General features: G+C 60.0%; 18 protein-coding genes. 6 read left to right on the top strand and 12 right to left on the bottom strand.

Annotation, left to right across the window (positions count from 1 at the left end):
* Nucleotides 1–2: 2 nt before the first annotated feature.
* From BK667_RS10750 to folE2, 5 genes are read right to left on the bottom strand one after another with little or no spacing between them, the layout of a single operon-like run.
* Nucleotides 3–563 carry a gamma carbonic anhydrase family protein gene (locus BK667_RS10750; RefSeq protein ID WP_123597565.1) on the bottom strand — a complete coding sequence of 187 codons (561 nt, stop codon included), beginning with the start codon at nucleotides 561–563 and terminating at the stop codon, nucleotides 3–5.
* A complete protein-coding gene (locus BK667_RS10745) occupies nucleotides 560–1,435 on the bottom strand; it encodes a metal ABC transporter substrate-binding protein (protein WP_123515587.1) in 876 nt (291 codons plus the stop codon). Before BK667_RS10745 ends, BK667_RS10750 begins: the two co-directional genes overlap by 4 nt.
* Nucleotides 1,436–1,446: 11 nt before the next feature.
* Nucleotides 1,447–2,313 (bottom strand): metal ABC transporter permease, encoded by an 867-nt coding sequence (locus BK667_RS10740; protein ID WP_123515589.1) that lies wholly within the window; start codon nucleotides 2,311–2,313, stop codon nucleotides 1,447–1,449.
* Nucleotides 2,313–2,981: a metal ABC transporter ATP-binding protein gene (locus BK667_RS10735; protein WP_123515591.1), complete on the bottom strand. Its 669-nt coding sequence runs from the start codon at nucleotides 2,979–2,981 to the stop codon at nucleotides 2,313–2,315. The genes BK667_RS10740 and BK667_RS10735 overlap by 1 nt, the downstream gene beginning before the upstream one ends.
* The gene (gene folE2, locus BK667_RS10730; RefSeq protein ID WP_123597564.1) at nucleotides 2,978–3,874 is read right to left on the bottom strand and encodes a GTP cyclohydrolase FolE2; all 897 of its coding nucleotides are present in this window, start codon (nucleotides 3,872–3,874) and stop codon (nucleotides 2,978–2,980) included. The genes BK667_RS10735 and folE2 overlap by 4 nt, the downstream gene beginning before the upstream one ends.
* A gap of 86 nt (nucleotides 3,875–3,960) precedes the next feature.
* Between folE2 and BK667_RS10725 the strand changes: the two genes are divergently transcribed.
* Nucleotides 3,961–5,163, top strand: coding sequence for an N-acetylmuramoyl-L-alanine amidase (locus BK667_RS10725; RefSeq protein ID WP_123597563.1), 1,203 nt, complete (start codon nucleotides 3,961–3,963; stop codon nucleotides 5,161–5,163).
* Here BK667_RS10725 and BK667_RS10720 read toward each other — a convergent pair.
* A complete protein-coding gene (locus BK667_RS10720; RefSeq protein WP_123597562.1) occupies nucleotides 5,160–5,537 on the bottom strand; it encodes a glutamine synthetase in 378 nt (125 codons plus the stop codon). The genes BK667_RS10725 and BK667_RS10720 overlap by 4 nt on opposite strands.
* 190 nt (nucleotides 5,538–5,727) lie before the next feature.
* Between BK667_RS10720 and zigA the strand changes: the two genes are divergently transcribed.
* Together zigA and BK667_RS10710 are read left to right on the top strand one after the other, a co-directional pair.
* Nucleotides 5,728–6,933 (top strand): zinc metallochaperone GTPase ZigA, encoded by a 1,206-nt coding sequence (gene zigA / locus BK667_RS10715; protein ID WP_123515599.1) that lies wholly within the window; start codon nucleotides 5,728–5,730, stop codon nucleotides 6,931–6,933.
* Complete coding sequence (locus BK667_RS10710; protein WP_123597561.1) at nucleotides 6,933–7,601, top strand: DUF1826 domain-containing protein; 669 nt, start codon at nucleotides 6,933–6,935, stop codon at nucleotides 7,599–7,601. Before zigA ends, BK667_RS10710 begins: the two co-directional genes overlap by 1 nt.
* Here the strand turns inward: BK667_RS10710 and BK667_RS10705 are convergent.
* Entirely contained in the window at nucleotides 7,598–7,954 is a 357-nt protein-coding gene (locus tag BK667_RS10705) for an NADH:ubiquinone oxidoreductase (protein ID WP_123597560.1), read from the bottom strand. The two genes, BK667_RS10710 and BK667_RS10705, sit on opposite strands and share 4 nt — an antisense overlap.
* 27 nt (nucleotides 7,955–7,981) lie before the next feature.
* On the opposite strand from BK667_RS10705, the gene BK667_RS10700 reads away from it, so the two are divergent.
* Nucleotides 7,982–8,956, top strand: coding sequence for a CobW family GTP-binding protein (locus BK667_RS10700; RefSeq protein WP_123597559.1), 975 nt, complete (start codon nucleotides 7,982–7,984; stop codon nucleotides 8,954–8,956).
* Nucleotides 8,957–9,081: 125 nt separating this feature from the next.
* Here BK667_RS10700 and BK667_RS10695 read toward each other — a convergent pair whose 3' ends face one another.
* Nucleotides 9,082–9,495 carry a DUF3301 domain-containing protein gene (locus BK667_RS10695; protein WP_123515607.1) on the bottom strand — a complete coding sequence of 138 codons (414 nt, stop codon included), beginning with the start codon at nucleotides 9,493–9,495 and terminating at the stop codon, nucleotides 9,082–9,084.
* Nucleotides 9,496–9,615: 120 nt separating this feature from the next.
* Here BK667_RS10695 and pdxY point away from each other — a divergent pair, with 120 nt between their 5' ends.
* Complete coding sequence (gene pdxY / locus BK667_RS10690; RefSeq protein ID WP_123515609.1) at nucleotides 9,616–10,488, top strand: pyridoxal kinase PdxY; 873 nt, start codon at nucleotides 9,616–9,618, stop codon at nucleotides 10,486–10,488.
* Between the two features lie 115 nt (nucleotides 10,489–10,603).
* On the opposite strand, the gene BK667_RS10685 is transcribed toward pdxY, so the two are convergent.
* Nucleotides 10,604–11,086 carry an acyl-CoA thioesterase gene (locus tag BK667_RS10685; RefSeq protein WP_094469908.1) on the bottom strand — a complete coding sequence of 161 codons (483 nt, stop codon included), beginning with the start codon at nucleotides 11,084–11,086 and terminating at the stop codon, nucleotides 10,604–10,606.
* Between the two features lie 201 nt (nucleotides 11,087–11,287).
* Here BK667_RS10685 and BK667_RS10680 point away from each other — a divergent pair, with 201 nt between their 5' ends.
* Complete coding sequence (locus BK667_RS10680; RefSeq protein WP_123597558.1) at nucleotides 11,288–13,051, top strand: cation:proton antiporter; 1,764 nt, start codon at nucleotides 11,288–11,290, stop codon at nucleotides 13,049–13,051.
* 23 nt (nucleotides 13,052–13,074) lie between these two features.
* On the opposite strand, the gene BK667_RS10675 is transcribed toward BK667_RS10680, so the two are convergent.
* The 3 genes from BK667_RS10675 to BK667_RS10665 all read right to left on the bottom strand — a co-directional run bounded on the left by BK667_RS10675 (nucleotide 13,075) and on the right by BK667_RS10665 (nucleotide 15,120).
* Entirely contained in the window at nucleotides 13,075–13,482 is a 408-nt protein-coding gene (locus BK667_RS10675) for an SMI1/KNR4 family protein (protein ID WP_007943369.1), read from the bottom strand.
* 148 nt (nucleotides 13,483–13,630) lie between these two features.
* Nucleotides 13,631–14,500, bottom strand: coding sequence for a Tim44 domain-containing protein (locus BK667_RS10670; RefSeq protein ID WP_123597557.1), 870 nt, complete (start codon nucleotides 14,498–14,500; stop codon nucleotides 13,631–13,633).
* A gap of 179 nt (nucleotides 14,501–14,679) precedes the next feature.
* On the bottom strand, nucleotides 14,680–15,120 hold the full coding sequence (locus BK667_RS10665; protein WP_123515615.1) for an EamA family transporter: 441 nt from the start codon (nucleotides 15,118–15,120) through the stop codon (nucleotides 14,680–14,682).
* Between the last annotated feature and the right edge of the window lie 54 nt (nucleotides 15,121–15,174).

Raw genomic sequence — 15,174 nt, 5'->3', positions numbered from 1 at the left:
GGTCAGAACTCGTTCTGCAGGGCTTTGTAGCCGCGCACCAGATCGACGTTGGTGCGCGCCACGTCCTCGGAAAACTCCGAGGCGCTGACGCTCACCGGCGGGAACTGCGACAGGTCGGTGCCGGGGCCGATACGCGTAGTGGACGGCACGTAGAAGGCTTCGGGCAAGTCCCGGCCGTCGACTACCGAGTTGTGCCGTACCACGCAGCCGTTACCCACCGAGCAGTTGAACAGCACACTGTTGAAGCCGATGAACACCCGGTCGCCGACGGTGCAGGGACCGTGAACGATGGAGCGGTGGGCGATGGAACTGAACTCGCCGATGGTCACCGCCGCGCCGGACTTGGAATGGATCACCACGCCGTCCTGGATGTTCGAGTTGGCGCCGATGGTGATCGGCTCCATCTCGCCCGAGGCATCGACTTCGTCGGCGCGAATCACTGCGTAGGGACCGACGAAGACGTTCTCGCCGATCACCACTTTGCCGCAGATGATCGCGGTTTTATCCACGTAAGCGGACTCCGCGATCACCGGCAAATTACCTGAGGGATTCTTTCGGATCATGGTTTGCTCAACGCGTCGTACAGGGTGTTGAGGTTGTATTCGAACAACCCGGCGAAGGTGCTGGCCGGCCCGGTTGCAGCGAGTGCATCGGAGTACAACGTGCCGCCAATGTGCGCACCGCTTTCATCGGCGATCTGTTTGAGCAGGCGGGCGTCCTTGATGTTTTCCATGAATACCGCTTTGACTTTCGCCTGGCGAATCTGAGTGATCAGCGCCGCTACTTCCGCAGCGGACGGTTCGCGTTCAGTCGACAGACCTTGCGGCGCCATGAAGTCGATGCCGTAGGCCTGGCCGAGATAGCCGAACGCGTCATGGGAGGTGACGATCTTGCGGTTACCCGGCGGCAGAGAACCGAGCTTGGCCTTGGCTTCGGCGAGCAGGGCGTAGATCTGCTTCAGGTAAGCCTGGCTGTTGCGCTGGTAGTCGGCCTTGTTCGCGGGGTCGGCGGCGATCAGCGCTTTGGTGATGTTGGCGATGTACAACTCGGTGTTCGCCAGGTTGTGCCAGGCGTGCGGGTCGGGAACGGTTTCGCCGTCTTCATCCAGCGAACGCGGAATCACACCGTGGCTGGCACTGATCACCGGCGCTTTGGTTTCGGTGCTGGTCACCAGGCGATCCAGCCAGGGTTCGAAGCCGAGGCCGTTCTTGATGATGAGCTTGGCCTTGAGCAAGGCTTTGGCATCGTCCGGGGTCGGCTCGTAGGTGTGGGCATCGGCGTCCGGGCCGACCATGTTAGTGATCTGGATATGCTCGCCGCCGACCTGATGAGTCATGTCGGCGAGGATGCTGAAACTGGTGACCACCTGGAGTTTTTCAGCGGCAGTCACGGACATCGACAGCATCAAACTGAACAGCACGAGTAAAGCGCGCATCGGGAAACACCTCATTGGGATGTGAGCAAAGGCGGGCGGCGCAACAAGCCGTGCACCGGACCGAACACCACGGACAGTAGATACAAACCGCCAGCCACCAGCACGATGGCCGGGCCGCTGGGCAGCGAGTAATAGAACGACAGCAGTAAACCGAACCACACCGAGAGGCAGCCGAGCGCGGCGGCGATGGCCATCAGCACCGGCAAGCGACGGCTCCAGAAGCGTGACGCAGCAGCCGGCAACATCATCAGACCGACCACCATCAGCGCGCCGATGGCCTGGAAACCGATCACCAGATTCAGCACCACTAGGGTCAGGAATACGCCGTGGGCGAGTGGCCCGAGACGGCTGACGGTTTGCAGGAACAGCGGGTCGAGGGTGTCCAGCAACAGTGGTTTGTAGATCAGCGCCATGGCGATCAGGCTGAAACCGGAGACCCAAAGCATGCCGGTGAGCGTCGGCCCGTCGACCGCCAATGCCGAGCCGAATAGCAGGTGCAGGAGGTCCAGGCGTTTGCCAGCGATGCCAAGGATCAGCACGCCACTGGCCAGGGAGATTGGATAAATCGCGGCGAGGCTGGCGTCTTCTCGCAGACCGGTACGACGGGTGATCCATGCAGCCAGACCGGCCATGCTCAGGCCCGCGCCGAGGCCGCCGATGGTCAACGCGGGGAGGCTCAGACCGGCGAACCAGAAACCCAATGCAGCGCCGGGCAAGATGCCATGGGCGACTGCATCGCCGATCAGACTCATGCGGCGCAGGATCAGAAACACGCCAAGTGGGGCGGTGCTGCACGCGAGCACCAGGCCGCCGAGCAGCGCCCGGCGCATGAATACAAACTCGTGGAACGGCTGCCAAAGCTGTGCGGCGGCGATCATCAGGCCACCTGCGTTTGCGGTTGTTGGCGAATCAGTTCGGTGCTCGGGCCGAGTGTGCAGCCGCTGCTTTTGATCAGCAGGGTGTGTGGGATGTGTTGGCGAACGGCGGCCAGGTCGTGGCACACGACGACCAGGGTTCTACCTTCAGCGTGCCAGGCGTGAATGTGTTTCCAGAGCAGTTCCTGGCCGAGTTCATCGAGGGCCGCATGCGGTTCGTCGAGCAACAGCAAAGGGGCTTCGGCGAGGCTCAAGCGGGCAAGTAGGGCGCGCTGTAATTCGCCGCCGGAGAGGGCCATCAATGGGCGATGTTCCAGGCCTGACAGGCACCAGTCTTCCAGCACGGCTTTGAGTTTTTGGCTGCGGGCTTCAGGTGATTGCTTGCTGCCCCAGAATCCGGCGGCCACCAGCTCTTGAAGGCTGATAGGGAATTGTCGGTCCAGGTGTTGTTGCTGGGGCAGAAACGAGAGGCCGCCCTTGCGTGGAACATCCAGCACGATTTTGCCGGCCAGTGGTTTTTGCAGGCCTGCGATGACTTTCAGCAGGCTGCTTTTGCCCGAGCCATTGGCGCCGATGACGCCGGTCAGGCTGCCCTCCGGTAGCTCGAAATCTACGGCGGGTGTGAGGGGTTGGCCGGGTGCGCCCCAGCGTAGGGATTGGCAGCGGATCATACGGCCTCCCAGTTATGGCGACTTTCGGCGACTGCATCGTGAGCGTGAAGGCTCTCGGCGTGCACGACTCGTATGTGGAAAGCGTTGATGCCGGGGGAGCGTTTGAGGGCCAGGTTGAGGCGTCGCGCGGCGTCTTCACAGAACATCAGGTTCTGACCATTGGCCAGGGCGAAGGCTTGTTCGTCGGCACGTTTTACCGCCGTCTGCACAGCGGTGCCGAGGGCAGCTTCGGCATCGTTGATGACGGCGATCAGCGGCAAGTCATCGAGATAGTCGTCCAAACGAAGCTGTAAATGCGCGGTGCTGCGTTGACTGTGAGGTGTTGCGACGATGCCTTTTGTCGAACCCAGCCAAGCCAAAACATCGGCGTGTTGCAGTGCCTTGTTGGCGAAATCATCGACGAATTGCTGCTGGATAAGTTGTCGCGACAACGCTGCGGAACACGGGCAAGTAGAGGAATAAGGCACGTCGATTTTTAGTTCCACGTGGAACATATCGTTTTTCAATCGCGCTTCGATGCTCGCCGGATAGGTTTTCCAGCCAGCCAATGGGCTAACAAGTGCTGGTCGTTTGAGCAATAAATCGAGATGAATTTTCAGGAACGCGTCGCAGGACAATCCTTCGTGGCTGTCGAGAAAGCGCTGCAAGACGCTGCGCAGTAATTCCGGCGTGAGGTTTTCCCGTTCAAGCACTTCCAGCGCCAGATATAGCCGCGACATATGAATGCCGCGCGCTTCACCATCGTCAAGACTTACGCCGGCATCAGCCTTGGCACTCAGTCGCTGACCATCGAAAAACACAGGAAGAGCAATGCCGCACATGCCCACCCACTCGAGTGGCAGGGCTTGGCGTGAGGCCTGCGCGGCGATATCCGGCAGAGTCAGCGCATTCATGAGCAGGTCCATCGTGGGAGTTGATTTGGCATGTTATATTATTACATTCAAATCGACGATGCCTTTTTCACGAGCGGGCTTTCACCATGCACAGACGTCACTTGCTCAACCTGATTCTGGCCAGCGCGGCCTTCGCTTTACCCTTTAGTGTTTCGGCCACGCAGATTCGCAACGCCCGGCTCTGGCGTTCGGATGACAAGTTGCGGCTGGTGTTCGATCTGAGCGGGCCGGTGCAATTCAAGACGTTTTCCCTGAGCGCGCCTGAGCGGCTGATTATCGATCTGAGTGGCGCGAACCTCAGTGGGGATTTCAGTCAGTTGGCGCTGAGCAACACGGTGATTCGCTCAATTCGCTCCGGGCATTACGGGCATGGCGACACGCGGATCGTCCTCGACCTCAGCGAACCGGTGCAGCTCAATAGTTTTCAGTTGCCGCCGCAGGACGGGCAGGGTCATCGGTTGGTGCTCGATATGAAGACCGCTGTTCCACTTCAAATCGCCGCTGCGCCACTGCGTGAAACGACTACCGACAAGGCCCACCCCAAGCGCGACATCATCGTAGTGGTCGATCCCGGCCACGGCGGCAAAGACCCGGGCGCGGTTGGCGCCAAAGGTGAGCGGGAAAAAGACGTGGTGCTGTCGATCGCCCAGTTACTGGCGAAACGACTGAAGCGCGAGAAAGGCTACGACGTGAAACTGGTGCGCAACGATGATTTCTTCGTCCCGCTGCGCAAACGCGTGGAGATCGCCCGCAAGCACAACGCCGACATGTTCATCTCGGTGCACGCCGATGCCGCGCCACGGCTCACCGCGTCTGGCGCGTCGGTGTATTGCCTGTCCGAAGGCGGCGCAACCTCGGCCACGGCCAGGTTTATGGCGCAGCGGGAGAACGGCGCGGACTTGCTGGGTGCCACCAGCCTGCTCAATCTCAAGGACAAGGACCCGATGCTCGCCGGGGTGATTCTCGACATGTCGATGAATGCGACCATCGCCGCCAGCCTGCAACTGGGCAGCACGGTGCTCGGCAGCCTGGCGGGCATCACCACGCTGCATCAGAAACGCGTGGAACAGGCCGGATTTGCGGTGCTGAAGTCGCCGGATGTGCCGTCAATCCTGGTAGAAACCGGCTTCATCTCCAATGCCCGCGACAGTCAGCGACTGGTGACGGCGCGACATCAGCAGGCGGTGGCGGATGGTTTATTCGAGGGGTTGCAGCGCTATTTCCAGAAAAATCCGCCGCTCAACAGCTATGTCGCCTGGCAGCAGGATCAGAAAAAAGCCCAAGCCTAGCAGCCGGTGATCCGGCTACAGGTGAACTTGCCACTGCTACCGCCAGAGCTGGAAAACCGATTGATGGTGGTCCAGCCAACGCGACGACTGTAGCCGACCCAAGCTTCGCCATCGGAGGCGAGACCGGTGAAAAATGTCAGTTGCCCGTAGCGGCTGCTGGTCTGCGCCCAATAGCGTTTACCGGCCACTTCAAAGCCCCGCAGATAGAGCGTGCTGCCGACGGTGTTGACGCTGTAGGCATTACCGTCAGGGTCGACACACGCGAGCAGATTGGCGCTGCGGGTGCATTTGGCCAGGTTCGGGATTTGTCCCCAGGCATCGACGGCGATCAATAACGACAGACTCAACAGCGAAAACTTCAGGACGTTTCCCATGGCGTTTCTCAAGGAGCGAACGGGCCCAAGCATCAGGTCCTTTGTGTTGGAGAACAAGAGGGGAGTGGTTTATTTGTGTTGTTATACTATAACATTAGAACACGCTCGCCCTTGTGCCCCAAGAACGTGAAGAGCTGCGCGAACGCCATCAACGGCGATTTGACCGGCCACATCCTGTGAGGAATACCTGATGCCCAATCGTCTCCCCGTGACCGTCCTGTCGGGCTTTCTCGGCGCCGGCAAGAGTACGTTGCTCAATTACGTACTACGTAATCGCGACAATCTGCGTGTCGCCGTAATCGTCAACGATATGAGTGAGATCAACATCGATGGCAGCGAAGTCCAGCGCGATGTCAGCCTGAACCGAGCCGAAGAGAAACTCGTGGAAATGAGCAACGGCTGCATTTGCTGTACGTTGCGCGAAGACTTGTTGGAAGAGGTCAGCAAGCTCGCCAAAGACGGTCGTTTCGATTATCTGTTGATCGAATCCACCGGCATTTCCGAGCCGCTGCCCGTGGCGGAGACCTTCACCTTCCGCGACGAAGAAGGCCAGAGCCTGGCCGACATCGCCCGGCTCGATACCATGGTCACCGTGGTCGATGGCATGAACTTCCTGCTCGACTACCAGGCTGCCGAAAGCCTCGCGTCCCGTGGCGAAACCCTGGGCGAAGAGGACGAGCGTTCGATCACCGACCTGCTGATCGAGCAGATCGAATTCGCCGACGTGATCCTGATCAGCAAGATTGACCTGATCAGCAGCCACGAACGCCAGGAGCTGATCGCGATCCTCGAACGGCTCAATGCCCAAGCGGAAATTATCCCGATGGTCATGGGCGAAATCCCGCTGGAAAAGATCCTCAACACCGGCCGTTTCGACTTCGAAAAAGCCGCCCAGGCGCCAGGCTGGTTGCAGGAACTACGCGGTGAGCACGTGCCGGAAACCGAAGAATATGGCATCGCCTCCACGGCCTATCGCGCACGCCGACCGTTCCATCCGCAGCGCTTTTTCAGCTTCATCGACCGCCCCTGGGTGAACGGCAAACTGCTGCGCTCCAAGGGCTTTTTCTGGCTGGCCAGCAAGCACATGGATGCCGGCAGTTGGTCCCAGGCCGGCGGTTTGATGCGTCATGGGTTTGCTGGGCGCTGGTGGCGTTTCGTGCCGAAAACCCAATGGCCGCAGGATGAAGAAAGCACCGCCGGGATCATGGAAAACTGGACCGCGGATACGGGCGATTGCCGTCAGGAACTGGTGTTCATCGGCCAGAACATCGACTTCGCGCAACTCACCGCCGAACTCGACAACTGCCTGCTGACGGACGATGAAATGGCCCAAGGCATCGAAGGCTGGCGCCTGCTGCCAGACCCGTTCGGCTCCTGGCACGAAGAGGCCGCCTGATGCTCACACTCACCCCTGTGGGCGCGGGCTTGCTCGCGAAAGCGTCCGCCCGGACACCGCGTCAGCACCACGGAGCCAACCCGAAAGTCCTGACAAAAATCCTCCACGACGACGCCAATCTCGCCGTGTGGCAGCGCGAACTCCCGCTGCACATCGCCGATTTCGCCAGCCTGTTACTGTCCCTGAACGAACCGCTGGCCGAGTCGCTATCACTGGAAATCGCCAACGAAGACGCCGAGCCCAACCTCAACGGGTTGGCCTCAAGCTTCAGCGATCTCGAAGGCTACGAAGGCTTCATCGCCGACGTTTCCTGGCTGGTCAGCGCCTTCGCCTGTTTGCTCGGCGCCCGGCATGTCGGCTTGCGCCTGCGGGTATTGGACACAGCGATGTGCCCGCGCTTTCATGTCGATCACGTGCCGGTGCGGCTGATCACCACCTACGCCGGCATCGGCAGCCAGTGGCTGAAGGAAGGGGCGATGGATCGCCGGCAACTGGGCAATCCGGACGCAGAACCGCAGTCGCTAATCCAGCAAGTCAGAAGCGGCGATGTGGCGTTGCTCAAAGGAGAAAAGTGGCACGGCAACGAAGGGTTCGGCCTGATCCATCGCTCGCCGCAACCGGCGCCGGGGGAGCGTCGGTTAATCCTGACTCTCGACTGGCTGAGCTAGGGGTTGAGCCAGTTGCCCTGGCTTTGAGCCTCGCAAAACGGCTTCAAATACGCCGCATCGGTGGCCACGCCGTAATAGTGAATATCCTGGCGGTAAGGCATATTGGCGACTTGGGCGTTGCTGCACACGCCGAAGGCGCCGGTGGGGCATTGGTCGACGTACTGCACTTCGACTTTCTGACCGGGAAGGTTCGGCTGGCAAAAACCGTCGGCGAACAATTTTTCCGGGATGTTGCGGTTCTGCTGGCAGACCTTCACGTCGAGTCGTTCTGCCTGACTGTGAACCACGCACGCCTGGGCCAGCACTTCGCCCGACGTCAGCGCCAACAGCAACGACAATCCCATCAACCGCATCCTCTACCTCCTCAGAAACCTTCGACCATGTTGCAGAACATCCCCACTCACGTCATTGCCGGCCCGTTGGGTGCCGGCAAGACCAGTCTGATCAAGCACCTGCTGGCGCAGCGGCCGACGACCGAGCGCTGGGCGGTGCTGATCAACGAGTTCGGCCAGATCGGCCTCGACGCTGCGCTGCTGACCCAGGACGCCGATGGTATCGCACTGGGGGAAGTGGCCGGAGGCTGTTTGTGTTGCGTCAATGGTGCGCCGTTTCAGATTGGCCTCGGGCGGTTGCTGCGCAAGGCGCGGCCGGATCGGCTGTTTATCGAACCCTCCGGGCTCGGGCATCCGGCGCAGTTGCTGCGGCAATTGAGTGAGGCGCCGTGGATGGGTGTTCTGGCGGTGCAGCCGTGTGTCCTGGTGCTGGATGCTCAGGCGCTAGCGGCCGGGAAACCGCTGCCGGCGGCGCAACAGGAAGCGTTGAATAGCGCGGGTTTGTTGCTGATGAACAAGTCGGAAGACCTAAATGACGCTGATCGTCAGCGAATCATCGAACAGTTGCCGACACGTCCTTTGTATTGGACGCAGCAAGCGGTTTTGCCCCTGAACGAATTACCGGGGCTTGCGAATCAGGCAGTCGCTGGTGTGGATAACTTCGTCGCGCCCAAGGGGTTGGCGCAGATGCCGGCCATTTGGACTGATCCGGCGTTTCCGATTTGCTTGAGTCAGGAACAGGAGGGCGGCTGGAGCATTGGCTGGCGCTGGCACCCGAGCCAGACATTCGATGCGGTGCTCGTTGGCCGATGGCTGGAAAGCCTTGCCTGGCGCCGTGCGAAGTTGGTTATCCACAGTAGCGAGGGTTGGGTTTCAGCGAATGCTGTGGATAACTCGGTGCTGAATTGGCAGCCGAGCGAATGGCGGCAAGATTCGCGGATTGAGCTGATCTTCAGTGAGCCGCAGGATGTCGATGAGCTGCAGAATGGTTTAGCCAGGTGCCGATATTTGCGCGGTGTTTGAGGCCGTCTTCGCGAGCAAGCCCGCTCCCACAGGGAATCTACGTAGTACACGAAATGCGCGTGCGCTGAAGATCAACTGTGGGAGCGGGCTTGCTCGCGAATGGTTCTAACGGACGGCATCACCCTTCAAGGTCGCCACTTGGTGTGTTCCTGCCGCCACTGGCTCATCTCAATCACTTCACCACGGGGCTTCGCCACCTCAACCACCGGCGGCGTGTCGTCAAACGGCATCGGGTAGGGCGCCAGCTCAATCTGTGCACTATGCGCACCGAATTGAGTGATGGTCCCGGTGTGGCGGGTTTCGCCAGTCACGGTGAATTCGAAGTTATACACACGCGCCAACCGTCGACGGCCGTTGGCATCTTTGATAAAACCGATTTTTTTCAGCGCCACGTTGCCGTCGAGCAACTCGATTTCGAGTTTGGCGCAATGCTGCTTGACCCGTTCCAGCGCACGCTCGCGCAAGCCGTGGTTATGCCACAGCCATGCGCCGCCGGTGGCCAGCAGCATTAGCACGAAGATATTTCCAAGGGTCAGCATCAACAAAGTGCTCCAACAAGATAGTGCCAGCTTAACTGCGTCGCCGGCCTGTCGTACAGGCTGCGTTTAGTCGCATACTGCGCGGCTTGAATTTCAATCGTTTTACGGAAAACTCACCGCATGAAACGTACGCCCCATCTGCTCGCCATCCAGTCCCACGTGGTGTTCGGCCACGCTGGCAACAGCGCCGCGGTTTTCCCGATGCAGCGGGTCGGGGTGAATGTCTGGCCGCTCAACACGGTGCAATTCTCCAACCACACGCAATACGGGCAGTGGGCGGGTGAAATATTGCCGCCGCATCAGATTCCCGAGCTGGTGGAAGGGATCGCCGCGATTGGTGAATTGGGCAACTGCGATGCGGTGCTGTCCGGCTACCTCGGCAGTGCGGCCCAGGGCCGGGCAATTCTTACGGGTGTGGCGCGGATCAAATCGGTCAACCCCAAGGCGCTGTACCTGTGCGACCCGGTAATGGGCCACCCGGAGAAGGGTTGCAGCGTGCCCGCCGAGGTCAGCGACTTCCTGCTGGAGGAAGCCGCCGCCGTGGCGGACTTCATGTGCCCGAACCAACTGGAGCTGGACAGTTTCTCGGGACGCAAGCCGCAGTCGCTGTTCGATTGCCTGGCCATGGCGCGAGCGCTGTTGGCACGTGGGCCGAAAGCGGTTTTGGTCAAGCACCTGGACTATCCCGGCAAACCTGAAGAGGTGTTCGAGATGTTGTTGGTGACCGCTAACGAGAGCTGGCACCTGCGTCGGCCATTGTTGGCGTTTCCGCGTCAGCCGGTGGGCGTTGGCGACCTGACGTCCGGGTTGTTTCTGGCCCGTGTGCTGCTGGGTGACAGCCTGGTGGCGGCGTTTGAATTCACCGCAGCCGCCGTGCATGAAGTGCTGCTGGAAACCCAGGCTTGCGCAAGCTATGAGCTGGAACTGGTGCGGGCGCAGGACCGGATTGCGCATCCTCGGGTGCGGTTTGAAGCGACTCCGATCAGTCTTTAAAAGCTTCGCGGGCAAGCCTCGCTCCTACAGGTCCGAGTCGTACGCATAGTGCGTGTACGACTCAAATCCGTAGGAGCAAGGCTTGCCCGCGAAAGCGATCTAAAGATCAAACAGCTCAGGCGTCGCCCTTGATCTCCTGATAGCGCTTTTCCAATTCCTGACGAATCTGCCGGCGCTGCTGGGCCTGGATGAAACGGCGTTTGTCTTCACTGTTCTGCGGTTGCAGCGGCGGCACGGCGGCCGGTTTGCGCTGGTCATCCACCGCGACCATGGTGAAGAAACAACTGTTGGTGTGGCGCACCGAGCGCTCGCGGATGTTCTCGGTCACTACCTTGATGCCCACCTCCATCGAGGTGTTGCCGGTGTAGTTGACCGACGCCAGGAAGGTCACCAGTTCACCGACATGAATCGGCTCGCGGAAAATCACCTGATCCACTGACAAGGTCACCACGTAGCGGCCGGCATAACGGCTGGCGCAGGCGTAAGCCACTTCGTCGAGGTATTTGAGCAGGGTGCCGCCGTGGACATTGCCAGAGAAGTTGGCCATGTCGGGAGTCATCAATACCGTCATCGACAGTTGGGCGTTTCCGGGTTCCATAGCGTTCTCACGGGTCAAGGCAGGATTTCGGGAGCGCACCTCTGCGGGTGCGTGGTCGGCTTTTCAAAACCAACGTTATCGGGACGCCGGGCAACTGGCTGTCGTCACGCCGGATCGATCTGTTTCCATATATTGCACCGCCTTTCTGCCGGAAGTCGCGGTGTTACGCTCCGGGAAGTCGATTTCAAGGAGCCCCATACCATGCATGCCATCAGTTTCATCCAGGATTTGGCAGTGATCATGTTGGTTGCGGGCGTGGTGACCGTGCTCTTCCATCGCTTCAAGCAACCGGTGGTCCTCGGCTATATCGTCGCCGGTTTCATTATCGGCCCACACACGCCGCCGTTCGGCCTGATCCACGATGAAGAAACGATCAAAACCCTGGCTGAACTGGGGGTAATTTTCCTGATGTTTTGCCTGGGCCTGGAGTTCAGCCTGCGCAAGCTGTTCAAGGTCGGGGCCACGGCGTTTATCGCGGCGTTCCTGGAAATCGTGCTGATGATCTGGATCGGCTACGAAATCGGCCGCTGGTTCGACTGGAACACCATGGATTCGTTGTTCCTCGGGGCGATCCTGGCGATTTCCTCGACCACCATTATCGTCAAGGCCCTCAACGACCTGAAGATGAAGAACGAGCGCTTCGCCCAGTTGATCTTCGGTGTGCTGATCGTCGAAGACATTCTCGGCATCGGCATCATCGCCTTGCTGTCGAGCATCGCGGTCAGCGGCACGGTCAGTTCCGGCGAAGTGTTCTCCACAGTCGGCAAGCTTTCGCTGTTCATGATCGTCGCGCTGGTCATCGGCATCCTGCTGGTGCCACGGTTGCTGGCATACGTGGCTAAATTCGAAAGCAACGAGATGCTGTTGATCACCGTGCTGGGCCTGTGTTTCGGCTTCTGTCTGCTGGTGGTCAAGCTCGAATACAGCATGGTCCTTGGCGCCTTCCTGATTGGCGCGATCATGGCCGAATCCCGGCAGTTGCTGAAGATCGAGCGCCTGATCGAGCCCGTTCGCGACTTGTTTAGCGCCATTTTCTTTGTGGCCATCGGCCTGATGCTCGATCCGATGATCCTGCTGCAATACGCCTGGCCGATCGCGGTGATTACCGTGGCGGTGGTGCTCGGCAAGATGTTGTCCTGCGGCCTCGGCGCTTTTATCGCTGGTAATGATGGACGCACCTCACTGCGGGTCGGGATGGGCCTTTCGCAGATTGGCGAATTCTCCTTCATCATCGCCGCGCTGGGCATGACCTTGCAGGTCACCAGCAACTTTCTCTATCCGGTGGCGGTGGCGGTGTCGGTGATTACCACGCTGCTGACGCCGTACCTGATCCGCGCCGCTGATCCACTGTCGATCAAGCTCGCGGCAGTTATGCCGCAGCGTCTGAGCCGTGTGCTGGGGATGTACGGAGAATGGCTGCGCAGCATTCAGCCCCAGGGCGAGGGTGCGCTGCTGGCGTCGATGATCCGGCGGATTCTGTTGCAGGTCGGGGTCAATCTGGCGCTGGTGATCGCGATTTTCTTCTCGGGCGCGTTTTTCGCCGAGCGCATGTCCACTTATCTGCAAGCCTGGATCAACGAGCCGAGTTGGCAGAAAGCGTTGATCTGGGGTGGGGCGTTGCTGTTGTCGTTGCCATTCCTGATCGCCGCTTATCGCAAGCTCAAGGCTCTGTCGATGCTGTTGGCGGAGATGGGCGTGAAGCCGGAGATGGCCGGCCGTCACACGCAGCGAGTACGTCGGGTGATCGCCGAAGTGATCCCGATTCTCTCGCTGTTGGTGATCTTCCTGCTGTTGGCAGCCTTGTCGGCCAGTATTCTGCCGACCAACAAGTTGCTGGTGCTGATCGCTGTGGTCACCGCCGCCGTGGCAGCGCTGCTCTGGCGCTGGTTCATCCGCGTGCACACGCGGATGCAGGTGGCGCTGCTGGAAACCCTGGACAACCATAAGGAGTCGTCAGGGCATTGACCGGCGGGGGGGCTCCGGGCGAATCAGCTTTCCAGCCAGACGTCCCGCGCCCAGTGCCAGACCGATTCCCAGGTTTCTTCGGCAATCAGCTCTTCTTCGGCTTGCCACAGCACCACGGTGCCGTCTTCTTCGACCAGGTAGTAGTCGTCGCCGTCCTGGCAGATCGGGATCATGCTGCGATCAACCCCTGCGTCCCAGGCGTTGGCGGCAACGTCCGGCAGGTAGGTGTGGGATTGCGGGTCGGTGACGGTCACCGGCTCCAGGCTACCGTAGACCACATCGCTGACGGTCAGCAAAAATTCTCTGAAGACAAACGGGATGTCGATGAACAGTTGTTCTTCGATTTCCACGATCTGATCTTCGTCGGGCAACTCCAAGGGGACCGGTACCGGTTCGTTGGCTTCACGCAGTTGTTCGATGATTTCTTCCACGTCCGGGATCCTCTTGCTTGATGGCGCGGTTTATATGGGGCGGTTTATACAGTAGCTCGCTATAGATGCAACCGCGAAATAGAAAACCCCGGCCAAGGCCGGGGCTTTTTATAGGGATAGCATTGCGACAGGTTTAACGCACGTCGGTTCAGCCGTTCTGGCGGATACCCGCGACCAGCCAAGGCTGGTTCTCGCCCTGCGGACGTTCCATGTTCCAGCTTTCGCTGAACACTTCGCCCTGGTCGAAACGCGAGGTTTTCGACACACCGCTGAAGGTCAGGGTGGCGATGGTCTTGTCCGCGCGATCATCCACGCCGTCCAGTTGTACATTGAGGTTGTCAATGTAAGTGGACTGGAAGCCTTCGCCCAGGTCGGCACGTTCGCGCTTGAGGAACTCCAGCATCTGTGGGGTTACGAACTCGGAGATCTTGTCCATTTCGTTGGCGTCCCAGTGTTGCTGCAGGGACTGGAAGTGGTTGCGCGCCGCTTCGATGAAGTTCTGTTCATTGAACCAGGCTGGAGTGTTGATCACCGGACGAGCGGCCGCAGGGGCTGCCGAACCACCGAAGATCGAACCGCCGGCAGGCTTGTTCTCGAACACTTCACGCTGCATCGGCGCGCCAGCCGGAGCCAGGTGCTCCTGTTGCTTGCGACGACGGGCGGCGATGAAGCGGAAGATCAGGAAGGCGATGACCGCCATGATCAGGATGTCGAAGATCTGCATGCCCTGGAAGCCGCCGCCCATGAACATGGAGGCGAGCAGGCCGCCGGCTGCGATACCGGCCAGAGGGCCGAGCCAGCGTGAAGCACCGCCGGCCTTGGCCGCAGCGCCAGCGGCACCGGCCGCACCCGCAGTGGCAGCAGCGCCGCCCGCGGCAGAAGAAGGCGCCATTTGGCTGGTCTGGTGGGTCGGCGCAGCGCCGGCGCTTTTGCCGCCACCAAAGCGCTTGGCGTTGGCATCGAGGCTCATCGTCAGGCCGATGCACAACGCCATGGCGATGCTAAGAAAACGTTTCATAAGGGGAATTCCCATTTGTGGATTGCACGCGGGCCATGTTGCACAGCTGAAGTGCCACTGGCTAGCGGTAGAGTGTTTCGGGCTTTTGCCTGACAGGTTGCGTTCAGCTAGTCGGGGGCAATAAGACCTTTTACTTTTGGTCTGTAGGAAGACTGGACAGGCTCGGTGGGAAGTTTTACTCAGCGTCGTAGCGCCAGCATGACCACCCCGGCCGTTATCAGACCGATGCCACCCCATTGGCGCAGGTCGAGCCTCTCGCCCAGCAGAACCACGCCGAGCACCGCCACCAGCACCACGCTGAGCTTGTCTACCGGAGCGACCAGAGAGGCCGGGCCGAGTTTCAGCGCACGAAAGTAGCAAATCCATGACGCGCCAGTCGCCAATCCCGATAGCAGCAGAAACAGGTAACTCTTGGCCGATATCGATCCTAATGACTGATATTGGCCCGTTGCGTACAAAATCAAGGCCAGGCTGACCAGCACCACCATCGTGCGCAACAGGGTGGCGAAGTCGGAGTTGACGTTTTCGATGCCGATCTTGGCGAAGATCGCGGTCATGGCGGCGAATGCCGCCGATAAGAGAGCCCAGAATGTCCAGGAAGAAAAGAAGCCTGAGCCCATGGTTTGCACCTTTATAAAATCAACCCCAGCGCAACACTGAACCCCTGTGGGAGC

The organism is Pseudomonas frederiksbergensis (genome assembly GCF_003732705.1).
GTDB classification, from domain to species: Bacteria; Pseudomonadota; Gammaproteobacteria; order Pseudomonadales; family Pseudomonadaceae; genus Aquipseudomonas; species Aquipseudomonas frederiksbergensis_F.
This window is presented reverse-complemented; position numbering and strand designations above follow the sequence as displayed.